General features: G+C 40.0%; 15 protein-coding genes. 2 read left to right on the top strand and 13 right to left on the bottom strand.

All coding sequences use genetic code 11. The annotated features are described in order from the left end of the window. Positions 1-68: 68 nt before the first annotated feature. The 4 genes from J2Y03_RS14925 to J2Y03_RS14910 form a co-directional block, all read right to left on the bottom strand. On the bottom strand, positions 69-581 hold the full coding sequence (locus tag J2Y03_RS14925; protein WP_132088710.1) for an adenine phosphoribosyltransferase: 513 nt from the start codon (positions 579-581) through the stop codon (positions 69-71). After that, positions 581-2,935, bottom strand: coding sequence for a single-stranded-DNA-specific exonuclease RecJ (gene recJ, locus J2Y03_RS14920; RefSeq protein ID WP_310195409.1), 2,355 nt, complete (start codon positions 2,933-2,935; stop codon positions 581-583). Before recJ ends, J2Y03_RS14925 begins: the two co-directional genes overlap by 1 nt. 93 nt (positions 2,936-3,028) lie before the next feature. Then, the gene (gene secDF, locus J2Y03_RS14915) at positions 3,029-5,293 is read right to left on the bottom strand and encodes a protein translocase subunit SecDF (RefSeq protein ID WP_310195407.1); all 2,265 of its coding nucleotides are present in this window, start codon (positions 5,291-5,293) and stop codon (positions 3,029-3,031) included. Positions 5,294-5,420: 127 nt separating this feature from the next. Beyond that, on the bottom strand, positions 5,421-5,717 hold the full coding sequence (locus tag J2Y03_RS14910) for a post-transcriptional regulator (protein WP_132088719.1): 297 nt from the start codon (positions 5,715-5,717) through the stop codon (positions 5,421-5,423). Between the two features lie 138 nt (positions 5,718-5,855). Between J2Y03_RS14910 and spoVB the strand changes: the two genes are divergently transcribed. Next, a complete protein-coding gene (spoVB, locus tag J2Y03_RS14905; protein WP_310195403.1) occupies positions 5,856-7,406 on the top strand; it encodes a stage V sporulation protein B in 1,551 nt (516 codons plus the stop codon). A gap of 37 nt (positions 7,407-7,443) precedes the next feature. Here the strand turns inward: spoVB and J2Y03_RS14900 are convergent, their stop codons facing one another. Continuing rightward, positions 7,444-8,106: a DUF421 domain-containing protein gene (locus J2Y03_RS14900; RefSeq protein WP_310195402.1), complete on the bottom strand. Its 663-nt coding sequence runs from the start codon at positions 8,104-8,106 to the stop codon at positions 7,444-7,446. Positions 8,107-8,331: 225 nt separating this feature from the next. On the opposite strand from J2Y03_RS14900, the gene J2Y03_RS14895 reads away from it, so the two are divergent. After that, on the top strand, positions 8,332-8,691 hold the full coding sequence (locus J2Y03_RS14895) for a TIGR04086 family membrane protein (RefSeq protein ID WP_132088730.1): 360 nt from the start codon (positions 8,332-8,334) through the stop codon (positions 8,689-8,691). Positions 8,692-8,737: 46 nt separating this feature from the next. Here the strand turns inward: J2Y03_RS14895 and yajC are convergent, their stop codons facing one another. The 8 genes from yajC to J2Y03_RS14855 form a co-directional block, all read right to left on the bottom strand. Next, positions 8,738-9,037 (bottom strand): preprotein translocase subunit YajC, encoded by a 300-nt coding sequence (yajC, locus tag J2Y03_RS14890; RefSeq protein ID WP_310195400.1) that lies wholly within the window; start codon positions 9,035-9,037, stop codon positions 8,738-8,740. 28 nt (positions 9,038-9,065) lie between these two features. Further along, a complete protein-coding gene (gene tgt, locus J2Y03_RS14885; protein WP_310195399.1) occupies positions 9,066-10,205 on the bottom strand; it encodes a tRNA guanosine(34) transglycosylase Tgt in 1,140 nt (379 codons plus the stop codon). A 22-nt stretch (positions 10,206-10,227) separates the two neighbouring features. Beyond that, positions 10,228-11,256, bottom strand: a complete 1,029-nt coding sequence (gene queA / locus J2Y03_RS14880) for a tRNA preQ1(34) S-adenosylmethionine ribosyltransferase-isomerase QueA (protein ID WP_310195397.1) — start codon at positions 11,254-11,256, stop codon at positions 10,228-10,230. Between the two features lie 25 nt (positions 11,257-11,281). Further along, positions 11,282-12,283 (bottom strand): Holliday junction branch migration DNA helicase RuvB, encoded by a 1,002-nt coding sequence (gene ruvB, locus J2Y03_RS14875; RefSeq protein ID WP_310195396.1) that lies wholly within the window; start codon positions 12,281-12,283, stop codon positions 11,282-11,284. A gap of 11 nt (positions 12,284-12,294) precedes the next feature. Further along, complete coding sequence (ruvA, locus tag J2Y03_RS14870; RefSeq protein ID WP_132088749.1) at positions 12,295-12,903, bottom strand: Holliday junction branch migration protein RuvA; 609 nt, start codon at positions 12,901-12,903, stop codon at positions 12,295-12,297. A gap of 684 nt (positions 12,904-13,587) precedes the next feature. Beyond that, on the bottom strand, positions 13,588-14,139 hold the full coding sequence (locus tag J2Y03_RS14865) for an intercompartmental signaling factor BofC (RefSeq protein ID WP_310195394.1): 552 nt from the start codon (positions 14,137-14,139) through the stop codon (positions 13,588-13,590). 141 nt (positions 14,140-14,280) lie between these two features. Beyond that, positions 14,281-14,985, bottom strand: coding sequence for a YhcN/YlaJ family sporulation lipoprotein (locus J2Y03_RS14860; RefSeq protein WP_310195393.1), 705 nt, complete (start codon positions 14,983-14,985; stop codon positions 14,281-14,283). Between the two features lie 100 nt (positions 14,986-15,085). Further along, entirely contained in the window at positions 15,086-16,060 is a 975-nt protein-coding gene (locus tag J2Y03_RS14855; RefSeq protein WP_310195391.1) for a phosphotransferase, read from the bottom strand. Positions 16,061-17,368 lie beyond the last annotated feature (1,308 nt).

The raw sequence follows: 17,368 nt of genomic DNA, 5'->3' as shown, positions 1-17,368 counted from the left end.
TCCACTTAACAATAACCGTTCTCTTCTTATAACAAGAGAGCACTCAATTACGAGTGCCCTCATCACTATTAATAATTCATCAATGTCATGATGTCGTAGCCATCAAGTTTCTTACGACCATCAAGATAGGTTAATTCAATCAGAAAAGCAATTCCCGCAACCACACCGCCAAGCTGTTCAACTAATTGGATCGTTGCTTCAATCGTTCCGCCTGTTGCTAATAAATCATCTGTAATAAGAACACGTTGTCCCGGCTGAATGGCGTCCTTATGAATCGTTAGGACATCGCTGCCATATTCTAGTCCATAGCTTACTTTAGCCGTTTCACGTGGCAGCTTTCCATCCTTACGAACGGGTGCAAAGCCAATACCTAGTGAATAAGCTACAGGGCAGCCAATAATAAATCCTCTTGCCTCAGGACCAACAATTATATCAATTTGCTTATCCTTAGCATAAGCAACAATTTGGTCAGTTGCATACTTATACGCATCACCATTGCTCATTAGTGGAGTAATATCCTTGAAGGAAATTCCTGGTTTTGGGTAATCCGGTACGATCGCTATAAATTGCTCTAAGTCCATTACTTAACTGCCTCCTCTATATTAACTGATTCCTCAATGACTTGGTCAAACCAGCTCTTTAATTGTTGAAAGGATGAAAATAATAAATCTCTTTCAAGTGCATACTGAGCTTGTTTCGTTTGGTAGGTGATGGAATCAGTTAGGTCACGCTTTTGTGATGGTTTATTCAATGTAATAAAACCATTGTTTATTGTAACAAATTCTAGTTCAGAAAACACCTTTGACATAAAGGTGACAGTTTCCGTCGACCAGCCACGGTGTTTAGCAATTTCATCCCCATGACGCCCTAAATCTAGGGGACCCTTTTTTAATAAAAAGGCGTAAAACCATTTAAAATGGTCCCTCGTGGGGATGGTGCTAAAGAAATCACTTGATTCTTTATAGAAATGCGCATAGATTCGAGCTGGCTGTTTCCCTTTAAATAAGTGACAGAGAATGTCCTTAGATGGCGGCAGGTCAACAAGAACAACATTGGCCTGTTTAGAATCAAATTCCTTTGCCTCGGCTTCATCTTGTATAAGGATTACCTCACTTGCCAGTGCAGAATCGATTTTATCAAGCTGTTCCTTGTTAAAAACAACATATTTACGCTTCTCTTTAGGGATGGTATGAACCAGCGAATGAATCCGTTTGACACCGCGATAATCAAATAATTGCCACGACTCAACCGCAACATCCTGGATAAAAATTTGTGGTTTACGGATATTATTCCACTCATTGATGGCTAATTCACCAATTACCGAAATTTTTGAGGCTGGTGAAATATGGTCAACTAACTGCCCGAGTCCAAACCCAATCCCATCTAAGTTAGCACCATTTTCGTTGACCATGACTTTCAAATGATTTTGCTCTGAGCCAATCTTTCTCATTGTGGATATTTGGACATTACTGATTAACACCTTTGGCTTGGGATTGTCCATTCCAAATGGGGCAAGGAGATGTAATTCATCCAGGGAAGATAAATTTATCTCTTCCACATTTATTTGATGGTCAAGTAGAGTAATTGGAACAAAATCATCAGCTGATAATTGTTCATTTGCAAGGGTATTTAATCGTTGCCGAAACTCTGAAACATCTTCTAAATTTAGCGTCATCCCCGCTGCCATTGGATGTCCTCCAAAATGGGGCAGAATATCCCGGCAGGTTGATAGATTCTTAAACAAGTCAAACCCGGCAATGCTGCGAGCAGATCCCTTTGCCAAGCCTTTTTCTTTGTCAAAACTAAGAACAATCGTGGGCCGGTAAAATTTCTCCACTAATCTAGAAGCAACAATACCTACGACACCTGCATTCCAGCCTTCTTTACCAATCACCAATACTGAATTCGAATCAATAGGATAATTTTTTTCAACCTCTTCGATAGCTTCATGTGTAATCGAATTAACAATAGACTGCCTTGTTTTGTTTAATTCGTCCATTTCTTGAGCTAAGCCTTCAGCCTCAATAGGATCATCTGTAAGCAAAAGCTCGACAGCCATATCTGCATCTTCTAATCTGCCAACAGCATTAATCCTTGGCGCCAGCGTAAAGCCTATGGTTTCTTCGGTAATGCTTTGTTGGTCCACACCAGCTACTTTAAAAATAGCTTTTAGACCTTTGTTTTTTGTAACTTTTAGTTTTTCCAAGCCCTTTTTTGCAATCAGGCGATTTTCATCTTTTAATGACACTAAATCTGCAATTGTGCCGATAACTGCAAATTCTAATAAATGCTCTGGAAGTTCTCCATATAGGGCATGGGCTAATTTGAAAGCCACTCCTACCCCAGCGAGCTCACGAAATGGGTAAATACTATCAGGCAGCTTTGGATGAATAATAGCGAATGCTTCAGGTAAAACAGGTCCTGGTTCATGGTGATCAGTAATAATAAGATCGAGACCTAGTTCTTTTGCTATCGCTGCTTCATTTACCGCAGAAATACCTGTATCTACGGTAATAATTAACTTTATTCCTGATTCAGCGGCACGACGAAAGGCTTGTTCATTTGGTCCATATCCTTCTGTGAAACGATTTGGAATATAAAATTGGACATTGGCACCCAATTCTTTAAGGGTAACCATTAACACGGTTGTACTGCTTACACCATCCGCATCATAATCTCCAAATATTAAAATAGGCTCTTGATTTTCAATTGCTTCTCGAATTCTGTTCACAGCTAAATCCATGCCTTTTAATAAATATGGGTCATGGAATTGCCCTTTTCCAAATAAAAAATACCGTGCAGAATCAACGGTATCTAATCCGCGGTTGATAAGCATCGACGCAACGAGTGGCGTTATTTTCAATTCATTTTCGAGAGTTTTTACTAGTTGATGATCAGATTCACGAACAATCCATCTAGTTTTTGACTTTAACATGCGTTCACCCCTCAGACCTTACTATTATACAGGAGCATGTTTCGTTGTTCAATCAAATAAAAAGAAAACCGCGATTTGCGGTTTTCCTTTACCTTACACCTGTGGCTCATCAGAGTATTTTCTCTTTTCCTTAACTGTCTGGATGGTACCTTTCTTCTTCAGTTCTCTTGCTTTAAGAACTACCCAAAGATTTGTAGCAATAAAGATGGATGAGTATACCCCTGTAATTAATCCAACTAGCAATGCGATATTGAAATTTCGGATCGACTCACTTCCAAAAAACACCATCGCAACTACCGTAATTAATACGGTAAAAACGGTATTAACGGAACGAGTTAACGTTTGACGAACACTTACGTTCACAACATCCGCTATTTCTTCAAAGGTTTTAAGTCGTTTCCTTTTCGTTAAGTTTTCTCGCATTCTGTCGAAGGTAACAATTGTATCATTAATAGAATAACCTACTATTGTCAGGACCGCAGCGATAAAGGTTAAATCCACCTCTAGGCGAGTAATACTGAAAAAGGCAACCATGAAGAAAGCATCGTGAAGCAGAGAAGCAATTGCTGCAACCGCCATGGCAAATTCAAAACGGACCGTTACATAGATAATGATTCCGATTGATGCAAGGATTAAGGCGATAACTCCATTTTTCGCCAGTTCTTTACCCACAGTCGGCGAAACTGTACTAACACTTGGATCAGTGCCAAATTCATTATGGAAAGCAGATTTCAACTCTGCGATTTCATCCTTCGATAAAACCCCTATCATTCGTGCAGAAACAACTTCATTGTTTGCACCTGAAAGAGTAATATCATCGATTTCAATATTCTGCTTCTCAAAAGCAGCTTTAACCTGTTCCGTTGTCAAAGGTTTGTCGGATAAGACTTCTATCCGTGTACCACTCGAAAAATCGATTGAAAGATTTAGGCGGAAAACCAGGATTAGCACTAAACCAAGGGCAATAAGGACACCAGAAGTAATGAAAAATAATTTTCTTACCTTTACAAAATCAAACCGATCCCATCTTGTTGGAAGATCAATGGTATCATAATTTTCAGCAATGTCATGAATAGCTGATTTTTTCACACCAAACCAGCCTGCTTTTTTATTCAAAAATCCGCTATAAACCCACATACTTAATAATAGGCGGGAACCAAACACAGCTGTAACAAAACTTAACATAATACTCACCAATAGCATGGTGGCAAATCCTTTTATCGAACTTGTCCCATAATAGAATAGGACTGCAGCTGTTAAAATCGTAGTTAAGTTTGAGTCAAGAATGGAGGTAAAAGCACCCTTACTACCAGCTTGGAAGGCTGATTTGATTGATTTCCCAACCTTAATCTCTTCTCTAATACGTTCGTAGGTGATAATGTTGGCGTCAACAGCCATCCCGACCCCTAAAATAAGGGCGGCAATCCCTGGTAGGGTTAGAACGCCATTCATCCAATCAAATATTAATAAAACGAGATAAATATAGATCGATAATGTAACGGTTGCAATGAATCCAGGAAAACGATAATAAACTAACATAAATAAATAAATAATGGCTATCCCAATAATACCTGCGAGTATCGTTTGGTTTAATGCCTGTTCACCGAATTTTGCTCCAACGGATGTAGAATAGACTTCGGTTAACTTCACTGGAAGTGCACCAGCATTTAAAAGTGAAGAAAGCTCTTTTGCTTCTTTTGCTGTGAAGCTTCCTACAATTGAAACGGTATTTTGATTGAAAATTTCTCTAACCGTTGGCGCTGATAAAAATTTAGGATTTTCCTTCGTTATTTCTGTTTTAAAGGAATCTTTTCCTTCTTCAAAATCAAGCCAAATAACTAGATAGTTATTAGGTGCCATTTTTACAATTTCTTCAGTAACTGTTTTGAATTTCTCGGCACTTTTCAATTTCAATGAAACGCTTGGTGCCCCATTTTCATCAAAGGTCTGGCTCGCACCGTTCTCCGCTAAATCCGTACCGTCCATCATTACGCGGTCATTGGCATCACGGAAAGTCAGGTTAGCTTGGGTTGACAATATTTCACGGGCTTCATTTTGATCAGTTACCCCAGCAAGCTGGACACGGATACGATTTTCACCCTCAATTTGAATATTTGGCTCACTAACCCCAAGAACGTTGATCCGTCTATCTAGCGCCTCCGCCGTACTAGCTAATGTTTCTTTGTTAATTTCCTGACCTTTTTTGGCAGGTGTAACTTCATACAAAACCTCAAAGCCGCCTTGAAGGTCCAAACCAAGCTTAATATCTTTTAAAATACCTGTTGTGGTAACTCCCATTGTACTTCCTAATAGTAAAACTACTAGCAGGAAAGCGATGATTCTACTGCGTTTAACCATTATGTATTGTTCCTCCTTAGGCTTAACCAAAGCACGTAACGTAAAAGCCTTCTATAAAAAAATCATGCTTTCATTATGAAATAGTTTAGAAACACTGTCAATTTATTCTAAAGAGCAGCGGCGATGTTTATTTCAACAACTCTTTCCATTCATTTTCATCTTCTAAATTAAAATCATTATTTTTGTACATCTCTATCGTTGTAAAGCTTATGTAATCACTGACCTTTACCGAAAGGATGTCATCGATAATCTCGTAAAGTCGTATTTCCTCTTTAACCTTTTTCCATTTCTTTTTTAATAAAAACTCCCAAAGACCACTTTCCGATACTTCCTTATAACCAAGCAAGCGAAATTCTTCTAACTTGCTTATTAATGCTGGCTTTACTTGGGTGTGAAAATGATTGTATGCGTGGCTTTTTTCCAATGCCCTTGCCTCCTACGGACTTTTAAGTCCTTATCAATTGTCTTTAAAATTAAAAACACCTTGTCATGCTTTGTCCACCCTTATGCATATAGATTAATTGTATATGAATTCTTCTTTTTTGAGAAGGTGGGAAGTAGGATGTCAAAGTTTTTAAAAGGGACTTTTATCCTTTTAATTGCAGGATTAATAACGAGGGTACTCGGATTTATTAACAGAATTGTCATAGCTCGAAGTATTGGTGAAGAAGGGGTCGGCCTCTATATGATGGCTTTTCCAACCTTTATCCTGGTTGTGACTCTAGCACAAATGGGGCTTCCAGTCGCCATTTCAAAAAATATTGCTGAGGCAGAAGCCAAAGGAAATCAAAAAGAAATTAAAAAAATTCTTGTTGTTTCTCTAGCCATAACGATTTCGTTATCGCTGATTTTTACACCAGCGTTAATTTTATTAGCGCCAATTCTATCTACTACGCTCTTTACTGACCAAAGAACGTATTATCCGTTAATCGCAATAGCGCCTGTTGTCCCTGTCATCGCCATTTCCTCGGTCTTGAGAGGCTATTTCCAAGGCAGACAAAATATGCGGCCATCTGCTATCTCGCAGATCTTAGAACAGCTTGTCAGAATCACCTTGATTGCGGTCATGACAAGTGCGTTTCTTCCTTATGGAATTGAATATGCTGCAGCAGCGGCAATGGTTGCGGCCATCATTGGTGAGGTTGTGTCCCTAATCTATTTAATGACTGCCTTTAAATTAAAGAAAAGATTTAAACTTCGTAAGAATTTCTTTCAATTTGTGCATTCAGGGAAGAAAACCTTTAAAGAGTTAATGGAAATTGCCTTACCAACAATGGGCAGCAGAATGATTGGGTCTGTAGCTTGGTTCTTTGAACCGATTGTTGTTGCCAATAGTCTAGCAATTGCAGGGGTTGCCGCGGTAACCGCTACGAAACAATATGGTTTATTGACCGGCTTTGCCATGCCATTATTATTACTGCCTTCGTTTATTACTTACTCATTAGCAACCTCCCTTGTTCCAGCCATAAGCGAAGCAAATTCACAAAAAAACAATCAATTAATTGAACATCGATTACAACAAGCATTGCGATTTGCCTTTTTAACGGGAGGATTATCCGTTATTGTCCTTTATGTTCTAGCTGATCCGCTCATGCAGCTCATGTATGGCTCGACAAAAGGGTCCTATTTTATTCAAATTATGGCTCCATTCTTTTTGTTTTATTATTATCAAGGGCCTCTGCAGGCAGTATTACAGGCATTAAATTTAGCAAGAGCCGCCATGATTAATAGTTTAATTGGGGCGGTTGTAAAAACGGCTGTGATTTTTTTACTGGCCTCACAGCCATCCTTCGGAATAACAGGAGTTGCCCTAGGCATTATTGTCGGCTTTGTGTTAGTAACCGTTCTTCATTTTGCCACTGTACTAAAGAAAATTTCATTTAGTTTTTATATAAGGGATTACCTAAAGGGAGCCATTATTATGGGAATCTCCGCTTGGCTTGGATATTGGTTGTTCGAGCACATTCTTTTAGGGGAGCATCTAGCAATCAGAGTCCTTTCCTCTGCTAGTGGGATGTCAATCGTCTATATCTTTCTGCTCATTATCGTTGGCTTAATTAAAAAAGAGGAACTTAAAAGGATTCCAATTATCCGCAATTTAATACCAGTTTGATAAAGAGAAGAAGACACGTATTTATAAGCGAGTCTTCTTAATCTTCATCAAGAATGTCTACAAAGAACTTACCATTCTCATAGCTGCAAAAAGATATTTTGCGGACATCTCGATACCCCATTTTCTTTAATTCCTGACGAAGCCAAAGATTCGTTTTATTTATTCGTTTTAAATTTTCTTCCTCAATCGCTCCATCAATAATTAGGGGAATGGTAATATCTCCTTCCTGGGGCTTTCCATCACTATTATTCATTTTTTCAATAACAGATAGGCTCCCAGAGGATTCTAAAATGGCAAACTCAACATCTGCAATACTGCGTATGTCCTTTTCTCGTAACTGTGTTAATAAATCATCAAAGTTGTACCTTTGCTTCCTCATAGCTGCTTCATCAATTTTCCCTCTATTGATAATAATCGACGGCTTACCATCTACTAAATCTCTAAATCTTTTGCTCTTTAAAGAAAGGGTGGCCAGTGCAATTTGTATTAGCATTAATAAAACCATCGGAATCACCGTTTCAATGAGGGGCCTTTTCGGATTATCAATGGAGACGACAGCCATCTCACCGATCATAATAAAGACAACAAGATCAAGAATACTTAACTCTCCAATTTCTCGTTTACCCATTAAGCGAAAAATGAGGAGGATAAGTACATAAAAAAATAATGTTCGAAAAATGATTGTTACGTAATGTTCCACTTCTGTCCGCTCCTTTTTGTGCACTCGATATATTGTTAGCTTTTTTGGTATTAATCATTTAAGGAATAATATCCCAAAACTATGAAAAATTTTAATTCTACTTTATAAAACCGAGGAATATGCTTGTACTAGGTAAGAATCTATTTATCTTAGGTTTACAACTCAAAGATAAGGTAACAGAAGGGGGAGAGTACAATCGAATCAAAAAGCTTTGGTACAGCAATTTTGTACGGGTTAATTTTTGTCTTCGTATTTGCAATTGTCAGCAGTCTCATTTTTGCAGTAATTCTTAGATTTACTTCCGTTCGGGAAATTTCACTTCAATATGTAGTAACAGCCTTATCATTTATTGGGCTATTTGGAGGAGGTTTTTTATCTGGCGGTAAGCGAAAGCAAAAAGGGTGGCTGATTGGGGGATTAACTGGCTTGATTTATAGCTTTATTGTCTTCCTATTCCAATATTTAGGCTATGATCGCCTTTTTGATGTTGAACAAGTAATCTACCACGTTTGTTATACTTTGATTGCGATGATGGGTGGAATACTAGGGGTAAATATTGCAACGAATAATTCGAGAACCACATAAAAAAAGGAAGCCAGTTGGTTGGCTTCCTTTTAAACATTCTTGTGTTTTACTTGTCTAATGAAACTTCTGCTGTTCCAGAAGTTTTAGCAGATTCTGTTACTTCACGAATCGCATTTCGGTCAAATGTAAGACGGCTGCCGTCTCCACATTTAATCACAGCTTTATTTTCATCGATTGAATCGACAAAGCCGTGTAAACCGCCAATCGTGATAATTTTATCACCTTTTTTTAATTCGTTTTGCATTTGTTGTACAGCTTTTGTACGTTTTTGCTGCGGACGAATTAGTAGGAAATAAAATAATACAAACATTAAAATTAATGGAATGATTGAACCTAGTCCTTGCATGTAGTTCCCTCCTTTCAAAAAGTATCTATTAGAAATTTTTCGCGTTTGGTTTGTTAAAACCATAACGTTCAAAAAACTCTTCGCGGAAATCACCAAGCCGGTCCTCTCGGATAGCTTGTCTGACCTTCTCCATCAATCTTAACAGAAAATATAGATTATGATAAGATGTTAATCGAATTCCGAAGGTTTCATCGCATTTAATTAAGTGACGAATGTAGGCCCGGCTATAGTTTCGGCAAGTATAGCAATCACATTCCGGGTCTAGCGGTCCGAAATCTTTTGTAAATTGAGCATTTTTAACAACGAGACGTCCAGTGCTCGTCATTAATGTACCATTTCTTGCAATTCGAGTCGGAAGGACACAATCGAACATATCAATCCCGCGTATCGCCCCATCTATCAAGGAATCAGGTGATCCTACACCCATTAAATATCTGGGTTTATCAGTAGGTAATAATGGTGTAGTAAATTCAAGTACACGATTCATGACGTCCTTTGGCTCACCAACAGATAGACCGCCTATCGCATAGCCAGGGAAATCAAGCGAAACAAGGTCCTTCGCACTTTGCTTACGAAGTTCTTCGTACTCTCCACCTTGTACAATTCCAAAGAGCCCTTGGTCATTAGGTCTTTGATGAGCATTCAAACAGCGCTCTGCCCAACGAGAAGTTCTCTCTACTGATTTTTGCATGTATTCATATGTAGCTGGGAATGGCGGACATTCATCAAATGCCATCATAATGTCCGAACCAAGGTCATTTTGAATTTCCATTGCTTTTTCAGGCGATAAAAATAATTTTTCACCGCTCATATGATTACGGAAATGAACGCCTTCTTCTTCAATTTTACGGAATTCACTCAAACTGAAAACCTGGAACCCTCCAGAATCAGTTAAAATCGCCCGGTCCCAGTTCATAAACTTATGAAGGCCGCCAGCTTCCCTGATAATTTCATTCCCAGGACGAAGCCATAAGTGATAGGTATTACTTAAAATAATACCAGCACCCATTTCTTTTAGGTCCTCAGGTGACATTGTTTTTACAGTAGCAAGCGTCCCTACCGGCATAAATGTAGGCGTGTCAAAGGAACCGTGCGGTGTATGTACTCTTCCTAAACGGGCACCCGTTTGCTTACATGTTTTGATAAATTCATATCGAATTGCAGTCAAATGTATTTCTCCTTCCTTTAACCTAGATGATAAGCATCGCGTCGCCAAAGCTGAAAAAGCGATAGCGTTCGTTTACTGCGGTATTATAGGCATGCATGATATTCTCTCTTCCGGCTAACGCACTAACAAGCATAATCAAGGTCGATTTCGGCAAATGGAAATTCGTAGTCATCCCATCTATTGCCTTAAAATCGTATCCCGGATAAATAAAAATATTGGTCCATCCACTGCTTTCAATGAAGGTACCATTATTTTGGGAAGCAATGGTTTCAAGTGTCCGGGTCGATGTGGTACCAACGGTAATAATTCTGCCTCCACTGCGGCGCACGTCATTTAGTAAACGTGCTGTCCCTTCTGAAATCATATAAAATTCTGCGTGCATATCATGTTCTAACACATCATCAACACTTACAGGCCGGAAAGTCCCAAGGCCAACATGAAGGGTAATAAACGCGACATGGACACCTTTTTCTCTCACTTCATTCAAAAGCTCTTCCGTAAAATGGAGGCCTGCTGTTGGGGCAGCTGCTGAACCAGGTTCACGGGCAAACACGGTTTGATATCGGTCTCTATCATCAAGCTGTTCTTTAATATAAGGTGGTAAGGGCATTTCTCCTAATTGATCAAGAATCTCATAAAAAATACCCTCATAGTGGAACTCTAATACTCTGCCGCCATGTCCAGAGGTTCCCGTACAAACCGCTGTAAGCAATCCATCACCGAAGTCAATTTCGGTTCCCTCTTTAACACGTTTTGCTGGCTTTATAAGCGTTTCCCATTGATCGCCTTCCAGCTGTTTTAGAAGTAATACTTCAATTTTGGCACCAGTATCCTTTTTCACACCAAAAAGGCGTGCCGGAAGTACCTTCGTATCGTTTAATACTAGGCAATCCCCTTCACGCAAGTATTCACTAATATTTTTAAAAATTTCATGCTTTAGTTCGCCTGTTTCCTTATTAACGACCATTAACCTGCTATCTGTCCGGTTTTGAAGCGGAACTTGTGCGATTAACTCTTCAGGCAAGTGAAAATCAAATAAATCTACCTTCATAAAATACATCCCTACTTATCAAAAATTACTGTTTTGGTGGCTCCATGCCAAAATGGCGATAGACTAATTCTGTTACCATTCTTCCTCTAGGAGTTCGTTGTAAAAAGCCAATTTGCAGTAAATACGGTTCATAAACATCTTCAATGGTTTCAGACTCTTCCCCAATAGACGCAGCAATCGTATCTAAACCAACAGGACCTCCACGGAATCTTTCTATAATTCCCTTTAGCAGCTTATGATCGATATGGTCAAGACCAAGCCTGTCTACCTGTAAAAGTTCTAGTGACTCCCTTGCCAATGCTATATCTATTTCTCCATTTCCTTTTACCTGCGCAAAGTCTCTTACCCTGCGAAGTAAACGGTTGGCTATCCTTGGGGTTCCCCGCGCTCTTCTAGCAATCTCAGCAGCAGACTGTTCGTCTATTTTCGTTTCAAATAATTCTGCCGTTCTTAGTACAATATTTTTTAATTGGTCTTCCTTATAATACTCGAGTCTGCTCAAAACTCCAAATCGATCGCGAAGCGGTGCTGATAACGATCCTGCTCTAGTTGTCGCGCCCACAAGCGTAAACGGTGGCAGATCCAGTCTTACGGAACGGGCACTCGGACCTTTACCAATGACGATATCGAGACAAAAATCCTCCATTGCGGGATAAAGAACCTCTTCAATCTGTCTTGGAAGGCGGTGGATTTCATCAATAAACAAAACATCACCAGGTTCCAGTGCCGTTAAAATTGCAGCTAAATCGCCCGGTCTTTCGATGGCAGGACCCGAGGTTGTCCGGATGTTTACACCCATTTCATTGGCAATAATGACAGCAAGCGTCGTCTTTCCTAATCCAGGAGGTCCATAAAGGAGAACATGATCTAATGTTTCCTTACGGAGTCTTGCGGCCTCAATGAAAATCTCAAGACTTTTTTTCACTTGGTCCTGCCCAATATATTGTTTTAACGTTTGCGGCCGAAGACTTTGCTCTAAGGAGATTTCGTTCTGGTTTACTTCACTAGAAATAATTCTTTCATCCATGAATAATCACCTTATTTTAAAAGCCGCTGCAGGGCTTTTTTAATATATTGGTCGGTTGACAATTCTTCTTTCCTTAACTCAGGTGAAATCCTTTTCACTTCTTTGTCAGAATAGCCCAGTGCTTTTAAGGCAAGAATCGCCTCTTCAAAAGCAGTATTGGTTTGTTCATTGGCTGGGAATGTATCTGCATTAAATAAATTTGGGAAATAGTCTGGAGCAATATCCTGTAACTTCCCTTTTAAATCAAGGATCATTTGTCTTGCTGTTTTTTTGCCGACCCCCGGGAATTTTACTAAGAAGCTTTCATCTTCATTTTCAATTGCTGAAACTACTTGTTGTACTTCACCGGATGCAAGAATAGCAAGTGCTCCTTTAGGTCCAATTCCTGAAACATTCAACAATTTCATAAACAGCTTTTTTTCCTCACGTGACTCAAAACCATATAACGCCATTAAATCTTCACGGACGTAATGATATGTATAGACAGTAATATTAGTATTTAATTTACTCGAATAAATAAACGGGTTCGGCGTTGAAATTTGATAGCCAATCCCACTATTTTCTATCACAATATACTCAGGACCAACAAACTCAACGGTTCCTCTAATAAATTCGTACAATCGCTTTCTCTCCCTCGGTGTTCATGTACTCCATTCTATCATAATATTTAAATGGATTTGTAAAAGTTAGCTAGGATGGGAAAGAATAAAAATTTTCAGTTAAATTCATTGGGGCATGGTTGCGGAATTTGATGAGTTTTTACGTTTTTTTCAGTAATAAACAGTGAAGCAGCAATTTCTTTATAATTTTCCTTCCTCTATTCAAAAATTAGAATTATGAGGTTGGATTCTTACCGTAATTTAGAACGAAGAGGTATTTGGGGCAGAATCATGGTTGGATTCTTTCCGTAATTCGGAACGAAGGGGAATTGGGGCAGAATCATAATTGGATTCTTCCCGTAATGCAGTACGAAGGGGAATTGGGGGCAGAATCATGGTTGGAATCCTGCCTGAAAACCTGAAAACCAGAAAGAAAAGGAAAAGAAACCCCCAATTGGATTTACCCGTAAGTTTTATCCCGAATTTGTAAAAATTCTATCACCTCATCATCAAGACCCTGATAAAAAACGGTTACCCAGCAATTTTTCAGCTTAAATGGGCCTACTATAGCATAAATATAAGCCTCATGAAGCCCAGAATCTATTCGTTCAAACAAAAATGAGCCTCATGAAGTGTTCATGAAGCCCAAACTCTTATCGACATACAAAAATGAGCTTCATGAAGCCCTAAATCCCAATACTATAATTATTCTTGCTTCGAATATGGTTTAAAGGTTTCTAGAACCTCTACATAACGATCCTTTGTTTTTATTGGTATACCTTGAAGAAGTTCTTCCTGTTTATTACTTTCGAGCTTTTTCACATCTATCTGAAAAAAAGATTGGATGATTCGTGAGCGGTCAGGACGGCCATTAAAAATCGTCAACACACCATCCTCACTTAGTCCGAAATAGCCATTTGCCTTAAGTAATGGTGAAATATCATCCTCTTGTTTTCTAAAAACCATTGTTGATTCATCCATCTCAACTAACTGCCATTGGTCATATTTGGACCAAAAATTTTCGATAGACCAGTAAGAATCATAGAAAACTTCCTCACTTATTTCTCCATCAAGATAGATCCTTTCCAGAATAATGGTCAATTGCTGAGGTTCCGACTTCTGCTGATCTTGATGGTTTTTCATTTGTTCGGCGGAGCCAGTTAACATCATTCCCGGCACCTTTCCGATAGACATGAAGAGAACAACCGCAACAAAGGCTAAGCCAAGCCGATAATGTGCTACCCAATTGAACCTCATGCATAATCACCTCTTAATTTTAGAGATTTAATTCTTTTTCACTACTAGTTTAGCCTTTTTTTCCCTTTTTATCCTATTTGGAAAAAATCAAAAAGACAAAGCCCATTTTCGGCTTTGTCTCTTTTAAAGTTATGCTTCCCATTAGTGTTGTTTACGACTATTAGGCTCTAAACGCTGGGAATCGTTATTTCTGTTCCCTTCACGACCAAGAGCTCCATCATCAAAGATTACTTGGACCGATCTCCCACCTGCTAATGGCTTAACTGCGTCTTGGATGGCTCTTCTTGTTTCCTCAGCTCGATCGCCATTGGCTAATTTCACGGAAACCATTACAGAATTACCATAAAGTACGGAGCGGACTTGCTGAACATTGTTAATGTCTGCAACCTTACTTTTAATTCTTTCTGTAACTTTATCTTGATATTCAGGATTCGTTGTTGTTCCTGTATTACCGAGTCTTTGATTTAAATGACCATGATAATTCGCATCACTGGTACTGAACTTATTATCCCGCTGAAAGAAATTTCGATCATTTTTTGCGAGCGGTTTTGTCGGGTTTGGTGGATTTCCATTTTGATCTCTTTTATTAAACTGCTTTCTTCCTTCTACATTATTTACTTGGTTTTCAACTCCAAGATTATGGTCCATTATTTCTGTAAACGGACCATCATTATCCCCAGGCATCCCATTGGATCCGTTTTTATGATTTTCATTGGAATAGTAGCCAACCGGCTGCCCCATATTTTTGTGATTTTTGTCCATAGCAGCACGGTCATCATTTGCACAACCTGACAGCCCAACAGCTAATAAGGCGGACAGAGGTATCATCCACTGTTTCAAGTTCAAGCGAAAAACCCCCTCTATGATGCGTGAGCATAAAAAATATGCTCACGGTTAGGTTGTGAGCTCCTGAGGGAATTTATTCTGCCAGAATAGACCATGAAAATTAGTTTGTCATCATCTTTAAAGAATCAATGAATTTTTTTCGCGGATAAAACTGACCAATTGTTAAGTCCATAACCTGATCATATTTACGTTGGTCTTTATACGACCCTTCACGAATAACCCGGTTCCATTCACGAAAAATATCTGCAGGAAATGCTAAGGCATAAAGAAATGCCTTTTCATTCAACAATTTTTGGTATTGTGAAAAATGCGATAGCCGTTCAATTGACCAGTCCACACTGGGAAGAATTCGATTGGCATATTGTAAATAATCTAACGATGGAGGACCAATACTAATTAAATCAAAATCAATAAGATGCAATATTCCATTAGAATCCCGCAAGAAATTATGATGGGCAACATCCCCATGGAGAATGCAATATGGTTCATTGATAAAAAGGGAACGGTTTTTTTCCATCCCACTTAATGACCAGTTTGCCCAATCCAGCAGTTCTGCTAGAATTTTGTCATTAATAAAGTATGTTAGAAATGAAATATTTGAGGAGAACTTTTTCCCTCTATCTTTCCATTTTTCAATGATTATCCCTTTTGGAATGAGCGTTCGATAACGTGACTCAAAGGACGAAGTTACCCCATGGAACTGTTCTAAAAGTTCGAGCCCTTCCTGCCGGTTTTTTTGAGATTGAAATGAAAAAGGTATTTTATTCGGGGTAATGTATTCCATACACCCAAAGTACGTGCCCTCAAAGAAGAGTGTATCTTTTATTTGGGGATGAACAAAGAGATAGGTTTTTGAGAATCCTTCTTTTCTAAGGGTAGCTGTAAAAGCCTCTTGTAGGCGAAGTCGTTTATTTGTATGAAACCCTTTTAACATATAGGTATTTTTATCGGTTTTTATCAAAATTACACTTTTTCGATAGAGCACCATTTCAAGGATATTTTCTTTAAATTGCGAGCGTAAATAAGAGAGGAGACGAATGAAATAATCATCGTCTCCTTTTTGGTTAAAAGTCATACTCATGGCTTTCATCTTCGTACCGCATCATTCCATCCATTGGTCCCATTCCATAAGGATTCATGAACGGAGGCTGCGCTACATTTGTTGGTCCTGTAAATGGTGCACTGTAAATTGGCGGTGTTGGCGGTACAAAGTTCTGCTGCTGCATTGCTGCTGGTATTGGGCCGCCACAGCCACAGTCACCTCCTGCTCCAACTGGTAAGCCTCCCTGATCCGCAAATGGCTGCTGCATAGCTGGCATTTGCCCGCCTTCAAAAGGCATTCCCATATCTGATGATTCAAAGTCTTGCGCTCCCATTACTTGCTGAGATGGCCCCATTTGTGGATAACCGTATGGCATATATGGTGCACCCATTCCTGATTGGTCGAAACCTGGTCTCATTGGTCCTCCCATTCCTGGCTGGCCGAAGCCTGGTCCCATCGGTCCTCCCATTCCTGGTTGACCGAAGCCTTGACCCATTGGTCCTCCCATTCCTGGTTGACCGAAGCCTTGACCCATTGGTCCTCCCATTCCTGGTTGACCGAAGCCTGGTCCCATTGGTCCTCCCATTCCTGGCTGGCCGAAGCCTGGTCCCATCGGTCCTCCCATTCCTAGTTGACCGAAGCCTTGGCCCATTGGCCCTCCCATTCCTGGTTGATCGAAGCCTTGGCCCATTGGCCCTCCCATTCCTGGCTGACCAAAGCCTTGACCCATTGGTCCTCCCATTCCTGGTTGACCGAAGCCTTGACCCATTGGTCCTCCTCCCATTCCTGGTTGACCGAAGCCTTGACCCATTGGTCCTCCCATTCCTGGTTGACCAAAGCCTTGACCCATTGGTCCTCCCATTCCTGGTTGATCAAAGCCTTGGCCCATTGGCCCTCCCATTCCTGGTTGACCGAAGCCTTGGCCCATTGGCCCTCCCATTCCTGGTTGACCGAAGCCTTGGCCCATTGGCCCTCCCATTCCTGGTTGATCGAAGCCTTGGCCCATTGGCCCTCCCATTCCTGGTTGACCGAAGCCTTGGCCCATCATTGGTGAACCGAACGGTACATCTCCAGGACTCTCATCAAAATAAGGTTCTGCTTGCATTTGGTCAAAATCTCCTTGCATTTGACCATCCATCGGCATTTGGCCGCCCATTGGCATTTGGCCGCCCATTGGCATCTGGCCGCCCATTGGCATTTGGCCACCCATTGGCATCTGGCCGCCCATTGGCATCTGGCCGCCCATTGGCATCTGGCCGCCCATTGGCATCTGGCCGCCCATTGACATTTGGCCGCCCATTGGCATTTGGCCGCCCATTGGCATTTGGCCGCCCATTGGCA

Origin of the sequence: Neobacillus niacini (assembly GCF_031457145.1) — a bacterium.
GTDB classification, from domain to species: domain Bacteria; phylum Bacillota; class Bacilli; order Bacillales; family Cytobacillaceae; genus Neobacillus; species Neobacillus niacini_J.
Note: the sequence above shows the minus strand (reverse complement) of the source record. Positions and strands in the feature narration are given on the sequence as shown.